General features: G+C 38.0%; 9 protein-coding genes. All 9 read left to right on the top strand.

Going from position 1 to position 13,619, the window contains the following annotated elements; all coding sequences use genetic code 11:
• Positions 1–59 precede the first annotated feature (59 nt).
• The 9 genes from QZ574_RS08475 to QZ574_RS08435 all read left to right on the top strand — a co-directional run bounded on the left by QZ574_RS08475 (position 60) and on the right by QZ574_RS08435 (position 13,554).
• Positions 60–1,319 carry a U32 family peptidase gene (locus QZ574_RS08475; protein ID WP_297088798.1) on the top strand — a complete coding sequence of 420 codons (1,260 nt, stop codon included), beginning with the start codon at positions 60–62 and terminating at the stop codon, positions 1,317–1,319.
• A gap of 89 nt (positions 1,320–1,408) precedes the next feature.
• Complete coding sequence (locus tag QZ574_RS08470) at positions 1,409–2,137, top strand: GntR family transcriptional regulator (RefSeq protein WP_297088796.1); 729 nt, start codon at positions 1,409–1,411, stop codon at positions 2,135–2,137.
• Between the two features lies 1 nt (position 2,138).
• Positions 2,139–3,077 carry an ROK family protein gene (locus QZ574_RS08465; protein ID WP_297088793.1) on the top strand — a complete coding sequence of 313 codons (939 nt, stop codon included), beginning with the start codon at positions 2,139–2,141 and terminating at the stop codon, positions 3,075–3,077.
• A 19-nt stretch (positions 3,078–3,096) separates the two neighbouring features.
• Positions 3,097–5,526 carry a GH92 family glycosyl hydrolase gene (locus tag QZ574_RS08460; RefSeq protein ID WP_297088791.1) on the top strand — a complete coding sequence of 810 codons (2,430 nt, stop codon included), beginning with the start codon at positions 3,097–3,099 and terminating at the stop codon, positions 5,524–5,526.
• Positions 5,527–5,587: 61 nt separating this feature from the next.
• The gene (locus QZ574_RS08455) at positions 5,588–5,890 is read left to right on the top strand and encodes a GIY-YIG nuclease family protein (protein WP_297088789.1); all 303 of its coding nucleotides are present in this window, start codon (positions 5,588–5,590) and stop codon (positions 5,888–5,890) included.
• 68 nt (positions 5,891–5,958) lie between these two features.
• The gene (locus tag QZ574_RS08450; protein WP_297088787.1) at positions 5,959–7,266 is read left to right on the top strand and encodes a hypothetical protein; all 1,308 of its coding nucleotides are present in this window, start codon (positions 5,959–5,961) and stop codon (positions 7,264–7,266) included.
• A complete protein-coding gene (locus QZ574_RS08445) occupies positions 7,263–9,032 on the top strand; it encodes a class I mannose-6-phosphate isomerase (RefSeq protein WP_297088786.1) in 1,770 nt (589 codons plus the stop codon). The genes QZ574_RS08450 and QZ574_RS08445 overlap by 4 nt, the downstream gene beginning before the upstream one ends.
• Positions 9,033–9,110: 78 nt before the next feature.
• Positions 9,111–10,418 (top strand): hypothetical protein, encoded by a 1,308-nt coding sequence (locus tag QZ574_RS08440; protein WP_297088783.1) that lies wholly within the window; start codon positions 9,111–9,113, stop codon positions 10,416–10,418.
• Position 10,419: 1 nt separating this feature from the next.
• Positions 10,420–13,554, top strand: coding sequence for a GH92 family glycosyl hydrolase (locus tag QZ574_RS08435; RefSeq protein ID WP_297088780.1), 3,135 nt, complete (start codon positions 10,420–10,422; stop codon positions 13,552–13,554).
• Positions 13,555–13,619: the final 65 nt, after the last annotated feature.

Here is a 13,619-nt window from a genome sequence, read left to right as displayed (position 1 = left end):
CCCTTCAATATTCCAATTTCCAACAAATCGATTAACTTTGCCGCCTGAAATTAGATAGAATGGAGAGAAGAGATGTAGAAATAATGGCGCCGGTTGGATCATACGAATCGTTGATGGCTGCTATTCAAGGGGGAGCAGGATCGGTGTATTTTGGGGTGGAGCATTTAAATATGCGTTCCCGATCCTCCAGTAATTTCTCTTTGGAAGATTTGAAAAAGATTGTAGAAATCTCTTCCTCAAATAAGGTAAAAACCTATCTAACTTTAAATGTTGAGATTTTTGATGGCGAAATCGATTTAATGCATGAAGTAATTCGAGCTGCCAAAAATGCAGGAGTTTCAGCGGTGATTGCAGCCGATGTTTCTGTAATACAGTTTGCACGTTCCATCGGGCTCGAGGTTCATATTTCAACACAGGTAAATATTACCAATATAGAAGCGGTTAAATTTTACTCCCTGTTTGCCGATGTTGTGGTTTTGGCACGTGAGATGAATCTGGGGAGGGTGACAGAAATCAGTAAACAAATTGAAAGTGAGCAGATAAAAGGGCCATCAGGAGAATTGGTTCGTCTTGAAATGTTTGTGCATGGAGCACTTTGTATGGCGATAAGCGGAAAGTGTTATTTAAGTCTTCATGAAATGAATTCATCAGCCAACCGCGGTGCATGTTTGCAAACCTGCAGACGTGCTTACACGGTTACCGATAAAGAAACCGGTGCTGAAATCGTTATTGATAACGAATATATCATGTCGCCAAAAGATCTAAAAACAGTTCATTTTCTAAATAAAATCCTGGATGCCGGCGTTTCTGTTTTAAAAATCGAAGGGCGTGCCCGATCTGCTGAATATGTAAAAACAACCGTTCAATGTTACCGGGAAGCTGTGGATGCATATTTCGATAATAGTTTTACTGACGAGAAAATAGAAGATTGGAACAAGCGCCTGGCAAAAGTTTTTAACCGCGGTTTTTGGGATGGATATTATTTGGGGCAACGTTTGGGTGAGTGGAGCAAAAATTACGGCTCACTGGCGACAAAAAGAAAACTGTATATTGGAAAATGCACCAATTACTTTACAAAAATTAAGGTGGCAGAATTTAAACTCGAAACCAATAATCTGAAAGTAGGTGATGAAATTATTATCTCGGGCCCAACTACCGGAGTAGTGGAAACTATTGTAGAAGAAATCCGGGTTGATTTAGAACCTGTTCAGGAGGCAAAAAAAGGTGAGCGTGTGTCAGTTAAAATTGATACTAAACTTCGTCGCGCTGATAAACTTTACAAATTGATTGATGCCAAAGAAGTTAAGGGAAGGCGTTAACCTTCTTTTAAAATCATAAATCACGTAAAATTCAAAAATACATCGCTTTATTTTTATACATTTGTAAATGTATGAACATTTGAACAAATATGACTTTTGAAATTGATCATCACAGTAAAATTCCTTTGCATTTTCAGGTTGAAGAACTGTTAAGAAAACTAATTGAGCAGCCACAATATCAGAATGGTGAATTTCTTCCACCCGAAGTTGAAATGGCCAAAACCCTGGGAGTTAGTCGGAATACAATCCGGCAAGCTACCAATAAACTGGAATACGAAGGATTAATCATTCGGAAAAAGGGTTACGGAACAAAGGTTGCAGAAAACACACTTACGACACAACTCAACAGCTGGCATTCTTTTACCCAGGAAATGAATGACAAAGGGATTTCATTTAAAAACTACCAGAACAAAGCTGAATGGGTAGAAGCTGACAATAAAGTATCTACTTTTTTTAATATTCCTGAAAAAACAAAAATATTAAGAGTAACACGATTAAGAGGCGACAGTTTAGCTCCTTTTGTATATTTCGAAAGTTATTTGCACCCTCGACTGGGAGTTCGACAATACGAAGATTTTAGCCAACCTTTGTACGAATTACTGGAAACAAAATATAAAACCCCTGTGGCAATCTCGTATGAAAGAATTAAAGCCCGGATTGCTTCAAAAATTACCGCCAACCGTTTACAAATAAAAACAGGTGAGCCTGTTTTAATCCGGGAACGTAGGGTGAGCGATCCCGGGAATCGGCCTGTAGAATACAATATTGGATTTTACGTTGCAGAAAAATTTACCTACTCCATTGAAATAAGAAGATAATATGGATAAAAAACTGGCCATAGGTGTTGATATTGGCGGGAGCCATGTAAGTTGTGTAGCATACAATCTGGAAAGCAAAACATTACTAAAAAAAACACATGCTGAAAATGACTTAGATAATCATGGACAACCGGATGAAATAATTAATACCTGGGGAAGAACTATCAGAAAAACCATGGAACTGGCAGGTTTTGATAAAGTTTCAGGAATTGGATTTGCCATGCCCGGTCCGTTTGATTATGTCAAAGGTATTCCACTTTTTACGGGAGAAAACGGGAAATACGAAAATATTTACGGAGTTAATGTTCCTGATTTGTTAAAAAACTATCTGGAATTACCCGGCGATTTTAAAATCAGATTTATAAACGATGCAACAGCTTTTGCTATCGGGGAAGACCAGGTTGGAAAAGCCAGTGATTGCAGTCAATCTTTGTCGGTTACACTTGGAACAGGGTTTGGTTCCGCTTTTATCAGAAACGAACTCCCGGTTGTTGATGGTGACGAAGTTCCCGAAAACGGATGTTTATGGCATTTGCCTTTTGAAAATGGAATTGCTGATGATTACTTTTCAACACGAGGACTAATATCTCGTTTTGAAATGCTTGCCGGAGAAAAACTTTCGGGGGTGAAACAATTGGCAGAATTAGCAGGTAAGAATAAAATAGCACAAGATTTATTTGATGATTTTGGGATAAAAATGGGAATGTTTTTACATCCATGGATTGAAAAATTTGGTATTGAAGTCTTTGTTATAGGTGGGAATATTTCAAGAGCATATCATCTTTTTGGAAATAGCCTTAACAAGTATCTTGAAAAGAGGGGCTTAAAGATGGAAATCTCTGTTTCGGAATTAAAAGAAGCTGCCGCGTTTATTGGCGCAGCAACGCTTGTAGATAATAATTTTTATAAAAGGATAATTCCCGCACTCAGTAAAATGTAACAGTTCAAAATAAATTACAATGAGGACAAGGATAATACAGTTTCAAATAAAGAAAATTGGACAATTATTTGGGTATAAAATCTTAAAAGGCTTGTTTGCAATTACACTTTTGAATGTGATAGCTTGTCAACCTGAATCAGATATTCAACCAACATATAATGCTGTGCAATATGTAGATCCGCAAATAGGTTCCGTGCATGCCCGCTGGTTTTTTTATACCCCTGCAGCATTACCTTTTGGAATGGTCAAACTGGCTCCGCACACCAATGCCTACGAAAGTATTGGCAGTTGGCTCCCCGGTGGTTATGATGACCGGCATAATTCAATTGAAGGATTTGGCCATTTTCACGAATTTCAGATTGGTGGAGTAGTGGTTATGCCAACAACAGGAAATCTTAAAATTGTGCCGGGTACACTGGAAAATCCTGATGATGGTTATCGCTCGCGTTTCGACAAAAAGGACGAACACGCTGAGCCGGGTTATTATTCCGTTTTCTTAAAAGATTATGGAATTAAAACCGAAATAACAGCTACCGAAAGAGTCGGTTTTCATCGATATACTTTTCCTGAATCAAAAGAAGCACGTTTAATATTTGACATTGGCCATAAACAGGGCGAAAGCAGTGATGTAACTAAAGCATATGCACGATTGGTAAACGAAAGTGAGGTGGAAGGATATGTTGAAACTAATCCGGAATATGTAAAATTCTGTGATCCCGGGAACAGGGTAAAAATGTATTTTGTGGCTAGGCTAAATAAAATTCCTGAAAGTGTAGGAACCTTTGTGGAGTCAATTATTGCAGAGAGCAGCACTGAAACCAAAGGAGTTAAAAACGGCCTATTTCTGAATTTCAATACCTCGGCCAACGAGGTAATCGAAATGCAGGTGGGTTTGTCCTATTGCAGCATTGAAAATGCGAGGTTAAACCTGGAAACAGAAGCAACAAATGTCACATTTGATGAAGTTCATAAAATGGCTACAAATAAATGGAATAAGATGTTGGGAAGAATTCAGGTAGATGACGAAAATGCGATCAACAAAACCAAATTTTATACCGGTCTTTACCATGCTCTTTTAGGTCGGGGCCTGGCAAGTGATGTGAATGGACAGTACAAATTAAATGGTGATGGAACAGGTCAAATTCCTTTGGATAAAAATGGAAAGCCCAAATACAATCACTTTAATACAGACGGAATGTGGGGTGGTTTCTGGAATTTAAGTCAATTGTGGTTCCTGGTTTATCCCGGTTATTTTCAACAATATCTACAATCCAATATCGATTTTTATAAAGAAACAGGATGGTTACATGACGGAGTTGCAGCCGGAGCATATACCAATGGTGTACAAACCAATTTTCAGGGATTGCTGATAGCAGGAGCATACAATTGCGGATTTCGGGATTTTGACTGGGAAACCGGCTACCGGGCTGCCCATAAAAATGAGACTGAGTATCGCGGTAGAAATTTAGGAAACGGTAAATACGATATGCATCGTTTTATCAACCTGGGATACGTTCCATACGAAGATACGATAATATCAAATGGCTGGTCTTTCAATTTCGGAGCATCCCATACCCTGGAATATTGTTTCAGTTCCTATGCCGTTGCACAAATGGCGAAACAATTGGGTAAAAAAGAAGATTTTGAGAAGCTGATGAATCAAGCAAACTATTGGAAGAATATTTTTGATCAGGAAACAAAATTTATCAGGCCAAAACTACCGGACGGTGAGTTTATCAAAGATTTTGATCCACTAAAGGCATGGGACGGATTTCAGGAAGGAAATGCATACCAGTTTACATGGTTTATTCCCCATGATCCTGCAGGACTGATTAATAAAATGGGATTGGATTTATTCAACGAAAGACTGGAAACTACTTTTGAGGAAAGCCGGAAATCTTTATTCGGTGGAGGTAAAGAGATTGATAGTTTCTCGGGAGTTCAAACTTTATACAATCAGGGAAATCAACCTTGTTTGCATCAATCGTGGTTGTTTAATTATTCGGGCAAACCCTGGCTAACACAAAAATGGACCCGAACCATTTGTGATGAATTTTATGGAACGGAGTCGTTACATGGCTATGGTTACGGGCAGGATGAAGATCAGGGACAATTAGGTGCCTGGTTTGTGATGAATGCACTTGGTTTGTTTGATGTGCAGGGGCATGCCAATGCTAATCCTACCTTTCAGTTTGGAAGTCCTTTGTTTAAAAAAGTTACCATTCGGTTGGAGAATAGTCCTGAAAAAACTTTGGTAATTCAAACAGAAAATAATTCATCAGAAAATAGATATGTTCAGGATGTGCAGTTCAACAAAAGCAACATAGAATTATGCTGGATTAAACGATCTGAACTTTTAAAAGGAGGAACATTAAAATTTACGATGGGTGCAGCACCCAATAAGAACTGGGGAGTAGAAACTCCTCCTCCTTCAATGAGTGACCATTAGATTTAATGATGTATTGTCATTTCGAAGAAGGAACGACTGAGAAATCTTCAACATTATTAGGATGAGAGACCATAATTACTTCGTGTATATCGTAACTATCAAAAATAAAACAGTTCTCTATATTGGAGTTACCAACGATTTACGAAGAAGGACTTATGAGCATGAGTACAGCTTAATACCGGGATTCACTCAGAAATATAATTGCAACTTCTTAATTTATTATGAACATTTTCAAGACATAGAAGATGCAATAAAAAGAGAAAAACAAATAAAAAAATGGAGACGAGAGAAAAAGGAAAAGCTGATAAAAGAATTCAATCCTAATTTAGAATTTCTGAATGAAAGAATTTATGATACATTATAGAAACAGATTTCTCCTCGCCAACTCGTCGAAATGACACCATAAATTATAACATTGAAAATAATAATAAGATGAAACTAACAACATTATTAATCATCATTCTATATTTGGCAGCCTGCACAAACAAAACTCCCAAAAAGGAACAATCACCCGACTTAAAAGACCAAATCAAAGCCAACGAATATTTTGCATTCACCAAAACCAAAGCATTGGAAATTGTTAAAACGGGTTTTAATGCGGGCGATGGTTATGGTGAGGTTTGGATTCGGGATTACAATACTTTTATTGAATTATCAGCAGAAGTTTATCCCAAAGAAACTCTAAAGGAAAACCTGCGTGTATTCTTTCGTTTGCAAAGAGAAGACGGTAATATAATAGATGGTTTTATTCCCAGGGAAAAAGCAAAACAATCCGAGGGTGGATACCAATATATTTTTACCGACCTGGAACCAAACTATGCAGGGCATAAAAATACAGTTGAAACAGATCATGAAACATCATTGGTTCAGGCGGTTTACAAGTATGTAAAAAAGACCGGAGATACAGAATTTCTGGGAGAAGATATAGGAGATAAAACTGTTGCTGAAAGAATGGAATGGTCGATGGAATTTTTATTAAACCATCGTTGGAGTGAAGAATATGGTTTGATTTGGGGAGCTACCACGGCTGACTGGGGCGATGTTCAGCATAGTCATCCATGGGGAGTTTTTATAACGGATGACAGTAAATTCTGTTTGGATATTTACGACAATGCAATGCTTATAATTGCTCTTGACAATATGATGGAAATAATTCCTGCAACAAAAGAAAAATGGGAACCTGTTCGTAATAAGATTGCAAAAAATACCATGAAATATTTGTGGGACGATAAAAACAACAAGTTTATTCCTCATGTTTATTTAGATGGTTCGCCCTATCCGGATGATTTTAACGAAAACGAAATTTACTACCATGGCGGGACAGCCGTTGCCATTGAAGCCGGATTGCTTTCATCGGAACAAATAAAAATATCGCTGGAAAAAATGGTAGCGAATGTTAAAGCATCGGGAGCGGGTTCGATTGGATTGACGATGTATCCCCCATACCCCGAATGGGCCTTCGAGAACAAAGGTATGTATCCTTATGGTTACCAAAATGGTGGCGACTGGACCTGGTTTGGAGGGCGTATGATTCAGCAACTAATCAAAAATGGATTTGTGGAAGAGGCTTATGATCATATTCAGCCCATGGTAAAACGAGTGAAGGATAACGATGGATTTTATGAGTGGTACACAGTTCAAAATGAACCTGAAGGTTCGGGGACTTTTCGGGGATCGGCAGGAGTACTTTATAAGGCCATTTTAATGTTCGAGAAATTTGCTGAAGAAAACAAACAATGATAAAAACGGATTGGAGAAATTCGAGCCAGTTTTTAATGCCGGCTCAAAAGGAAAAAGAAATTGTTGGAGAATATGGATTATACCCAACTTACTCATTAGGTGAAGGGAAAATTCATACAGGATTTGAAAAGCTTGCAGCAAAACTTTCGAATTACAAAACAGTGCTTATTGATGGATACCAGGGAGTATTTTATGAAAACATTCGGGAAAAGTTAGAATTTGAATTCAGAATAAAAGGAATAAACACCAACTGGATAAATATTGCTAAAACTTTAAAACCGGAATCTGAAATTGATAGTATAATTGAACCATTTTTAGGAGGAGACGATCCTATTTTTGGGACACGAACAACCTTGGATTTAGTTGATTTTTTTCAAATCAAAAAATTGAAAGAGATTAGCCTGAGCAAAAAATCAGATTTAAACATCATTTATGGAGTAGGTGCAAGCCTAACAGGAATTCAAGGTTTTTTGGTTTATATTGATTTACCCAAAAATGAATTGCAATTTAGAGCAAGGGCAAAATCGCTTACAAATATTGGTGCTGTAAAACCGGATGAAATAAAACCCATGTACAAGCGCTTTTATTTTGTCGATTGGATATTAATGAACAAGCAAAAGCAACAACTTTTACCAAAAGTAGATATTGTTATTGATGAACAACGGCCCGATGAAATAAGCTGGTTAAAAGGCGACGATTTAAGAAATGGATTAAAAGAAATCAGTGAGAATGTTTTTCGTGTTCGACCATGGTTTGAACCAGGTGCCTGGGGCGGAAAATGGAGCATCGACAAAATCAAAGGTTTAAATAAAAATGTCCCAAATTACGCCTGGTCGTTCGAGCTGATAGTCCCTGAAAATGGTTTGCTTTTTGAAAGCTCAGGCAAAGTTGCAGAGGTGTCGTTTGATACGCTGATGTTTCAGGAAGCAGAAAATGTTTTGGGTGAAGCTTTTCAGGAATATGGTGTGGAATTCCCGATTCGTTTTGATTTTCTGGATACCTTCGATGGTGGAAATCTTTCCATTCAGTGTCACCCTCACAAAGCATACACAAAAAAGCATTTTAACGAGGATTTTACGCAGGAAGAAACCTATTATATTCTGGATACAAAGAACGATGCGGATGTTTATTTGGGCTTTCAGGATAATATTGAGCCAAAGGAATTTAGGAAGGCTTTAACTGAAAGTTATCAGAATAAAACTGAATTGGAAGTAGGCAAATATGTACAAAAGCATACTGCAAAAAAACACGATTTATTTCTGATTCCACCGGGAACAATTCATGGTTCGGGAATCAATAACCTCGTGCTGGAAATCAGTTCAACACCCTATATTTTTACTTTTAAATTATACGATTGGCTTCGTTTGGATTTGGATGGTAAACCACGCCCGATTAATATTGAAAGAGGTATGGAAAATCTGTGTTTTGAAAGAAAAGGAGAATATGTAAAAAAGAACCTGATTTCAAAACCAAAACTTATTGAACGAGGAGATGGATGGGAACTTTTTCACTTGCCAACACACAAAAAACATTTATACGATGTGCACCGCATTCATGTCAATACCAATGTTAAGATTCAAACAAAAAACAAATGCCATGTACTTAGTTTGGTAGAAGGTACAAGTATTATAATTGAAACGAAAAACGGGGCAAAACAACGATTTAATTATGCCGAAACTTTTGTCGTTCCGGCAGCCGCAGGTTCGTATGAAATTATAAATGAATCGGATAATGTAGCCATGATAGTGAAAGCTTTTGTCAAATAAATTGATTAACAAGGCTTATAAAAATGGATTTAAAAAATGTCGTCAAACTGCCAGAAGCAAAACAATAAAAATTCAGAAATGAGGATAATAAATATTCTTATGATATCCATCGTATTTTTTTTGATTGCCTGTTCATCGGAGCAAAAAACCAATAAAAAACTGGCTGCAAAAATACTTGCAGACAAGACTATGGTAAAAGTAGACAGTATGGCCAGGAATTTAATGAGAAGGGGATTTTATGCAGGCACTGGTTATCAAATGGTATGGGCCCGGGATTTAAATACCTTTATAGAACTTTCGTGCCAGGAATATGATACTAATATAATAAGGGAAAACCTGTTGATGTTTTTCCATTTTCAGCAGGAAAATGGTGAGCTGTTAGATGGTTTTGTCCCGAAGGAAGGTTTTACGTGGAATGATCCAAATCCCTATTATTCAAAAACCGCCCCCGGTCATGTCGGCTTTAAAAATACAGTGGAAACCGACCAGGAAACTTCTTTAATTCAGGCCATTTATAAGTACATTCAAAAAACCGGTGACAGAAGTATTCTTGAAGAGGAGGTTGCCGGAATCACCGTTTGGGACAGAATTTTCAAAGCTTATGTTTTTCTTATCGAAGAAAGATATTCTTCGATTCATGGTCTGTTAATTGGTGCAACAACGTTTGACTGGGGAGATGTTCAGGTTGAGGGTGGTGCTGTTGTAGATGTTGATAGTCTAACTCATTGGAGTATGGATGTTTATGACAATGCAATGTTTGTGATAGCGTTAAAAAACCTCGCTGAATTAGCAAATAAACAGGACGAAAAGGAAGCTTTAGAACATATGGCTAATGAATCCTTACATAAAATTAGGATGCATCTTTGGGATTCACAAAACAAAAAATTTATTCCACACAGATACATCAATGGAAATTCTCCATTTCCCGATTCTTTTGATGAAAATAAAATTCACTTTCATGGAGGAACAGCAGTGGCCATTGAAGCAGGAGTTCTGAATAAAGAAGAAATTTTAATTGTGCTGGAACAAATGAAAAAGAATGTAAAATTATCGGGAGCACCTTCAATCGGATTAACACTTTATCCACCCTATCCTGAAGAGGTGTTGGCGGAAAATATTTCAAAACCATATGAGTATCAAAATGGAGGAGATTGGACCTGGTTTGGTGGACGAATGATTCAACAATTAATTGCTAACGGTTATGTTGAAGAGGCTTATGAGTTGGCACAACCGATGTTTAATCGTGTCGTAGTAAACAATGGTTTTTACGAATGGTATAAAATTGATGGAACTCCTGCAGGCTCTTCCGATTTTAAAGGTTCAGCAGGAGTTTTGGCAAAATCCATTGAAATGTTTTATGACTGGGCAAACGAAAACAGTAAGTAAAATGAAATACAAATTTTTATTTCTACTAATATTATCCGGATTAATCTGGCAGGGTTGTCAGACTGAAAATACAGTTATCTGGCAAATAGGGGCAGCAGATAACAGTTGTGCTGAATTTGCTTTGGCACCTGATAATTATGCCAATTTTATTGAAAATGATTTTGGATGGGAGGACAAATTCTATTTGATCGGAGCATCGAAAGAGAAATCGGATTTTCCATATGTTCTGCCCGGCCCACTTGACCAGTGGGGTGGAACATGGTCTACTTCAGGCTGGCGAACCCACACTTTAAATATTCTTTTTGGAATTGAAAAATTGCCAAAAAACAAAGAGTGGAAACTGGTAGTCGACCTGTATGAAATCAACTCAGAGGAGGCTCCTGTTTTTAAGATAACTGTGAACCAAAAACAGTTTAATTTTCATTTACCAAAAGGCTCCGGGATAAATACCCTTGAAGATAATTCAGGAGAAGGGCAGGAGTATTTAATTGAACATCCAATTCCTTCTGATTTGTTAAAAACCGGCGGAAACCAAATATCACTAACTACTATTCAAGGCTCATGGCTTTTATTCGACCAGGTGAGAATAGAGGGGCCGGCAAATGTGCAACTCAGCGATAACCGGGATGTATTTTTGAGAAATGTAAAATCAGCTGAATATGAATTAAAAACTGAGTATGGGAATTTTCAGCCACTGTTGGTTGATGTTGAACACATCAACGGCTTACCCAAACTAAAAGTTTTGGTTGACGGTGATCAAATTTTTGAAGAGACAATCGAAAAAGGGCGCTATATTTTTGAAGCGCCCATGCCTGCTGTTTCGAAAAAAGTAAAAAGTAAATACGAAATCAGTTTGAACGGTGAAATCATACAATCGGGTAAAATAGTACGGGAGCCCAAAAAAATACAATCAGCAGCAGGTTATGTGAATACAAAAATTGGAACAGCCCATTCGCGTTGGATGATTGCTCCCGGACCATGGATGCCTTTTAGTATGGTAAAACTAAGTCCCGATAACCAGGATGCAGGTTGGCAAGCCGGTTACGATCCTATTTTTGAAACAGTTGGAACATTTAGCCATATTCACGAGTGGACTATGGCTGGCCTTGGATTTATGCCAACAAACGGCGAACTACAAATCCAAATGGGAGACCAGTACAATCCGGATGAAGGATACCGTTCGCGGTTAAATAAAGAAACCGAAGAGGCACCACTTGGTTATTACAAAGCAGATTTAACCGATTATGATATTACTGCTGAACTGACCTCAACTACCCGCTGTGGATTTCAGCGTTATACTTTTCCAAAAAACAGGGAAGGTTCACGGGTGATGATTGACTTGAAAATTCCAGCTGAATACAGTTACATGATTAAAAGCTTTAAAATAGAGAAAATCGGGGAAAATCAGGTTGTGGGTTACAGCAGGCACCATTCTCCCAATACCTGGGCAGGAGGAATAAACCAGGATTATATTGTACATTTTGTTGCCGAGTTTGACCAACCAATTAAAGAAATAGGCTTCTGGACAGAGGACGGTATTGTGAGAGGTAAAACCAGATTGGAAATGGAAACTGTTGAAGATGCAGGTGCTTTTGTTGAATTCGAAACAAAAGAAAATAATGTGGTACAGGTTCGAACTGGTTTGTCGTATGTAAGTATTGAAAATGCGATAGAAAATCTGTCCACCGAAATCAGTGACCCGTTTCAATGGGATTTTGAAGCGGTAAGGGAAAACCATGTGGCTGTATGGAATGACCTGTTGGAACGGGTTAAAATAAAAAGCAACGACGCCCGCGAGAAAATGCGTTTTTATAACAATATGTACCGCTCTTTATGTAGCCGAAATATTTTTAGTGATGTTAACGGTCAATGGATCGGTCCCGATGAAAACTTGCAGGAATTGGAGAATCCTGATTCACCGGCATTGGGTTGTGATGCTTTTTGGAATACCTTCTGGAACCTGAACCAGTTTTGGAACCTTGTAACCCCTGAATGGAGCAACCGATGGGTAAACTCACAACTGGCAATGTATAAAACCAATGGTTGGCTGGCAAAAGGACCTGCCGGGATGGAATATATTCCAGTGATGGTTGCAGAGCATGAAATTCCTTTAATTGTAGGAGCTTACCAAATGGGAATTCGCGACTATGACGTTGAATTGGCATATGAAGCCTGTAAAAAAATGCAGACAACAAAGGCTAGTAATGTAGGTGGTGGATTCGCCGGGAACCGTGATTTGGAGCATTATCTGAAATACAAATATGTACCCTATGACAAAGGACGCTTTTCAAATACACTCGAATATTCTTTTGATGATTGGACGGTGTCGCAATTTGCCAAGGCATTGGGGAAAGAAAATGATTACAAAACATTTCTAAAACGTGGTTATTATTGGAAGAATGTAATTGACAGAGAAAGTGGCTATGCCCGATTAAAAGACTCAAGGGGAAAATGGATGACAGATTTTGATCCTTATAAATCAGGTGCAAATCATCATTATGTAGAAGGGAATGCCTGGCAGCTTACTTATTTTGTTCCGCAAGATGTACCGGCATTGGCACAAGCTATTGGCAAAGAACGTTTTATTGAACGATTAAACTGGGGCTTTGCCGAAAGTGATATAACACGCTACAATGGTAAAAACGACCAGTACTGGAATTATCCGGTAATACAGGGGAACCAGCAAAGCATGCATTTTTCATATTTATTTAACTGGGTTGGCAAACCGTGGCTAACACAAAAATGGAGTCGCTCGATTATTGACCGTTATTATGGATATGGACTGGCAAATGCTTATTTGGGTGACGAGGACCAGGGACAGATGAGTGCCTGGTTTATAATGGTTTCTTTGGGGCTGTTTCAAACCGATGGAGGTTGCCGTGTTCAACCTGTTTATGAGATTGGAAGTCCTCTGTTTGAAAAGGTAGAAATTAACCTTGGGCAACAGTATAACAGGGGCGAAAAGTTTACCATTGAAGCCAAAAATGTATCACGTAAAAATATATATGTGCAAAGCGCAATGTTAAATGGAAAAGTATTAAATACTTTTTCTTTTCCGGCCAGTGAGCTATTAAAAGGAGGTGAACTATTATTGGAAATGGGGTCGGAACCAAATAGGTTATGGGGAGTAGAATAGCCTAATGATGTAAAAGGCAAGAAATAACAGAACTAATTCCTAAATGTACATATAGGAATCATCAA

It is taken from the genome of uncultured Draconibacterium sp. (assembly GCF_913063105.1).
GTDB lineage: Bacteria > Bacteroidota > Bacteroidia > Bacteroidales > Prolixibacteraceae > Draconibacterium.
The sequence above is the reverse complement of the archived record's forward strand: the minus strand, read 5'-3'. Positions and strand labels throughout refer to the sequence as shown.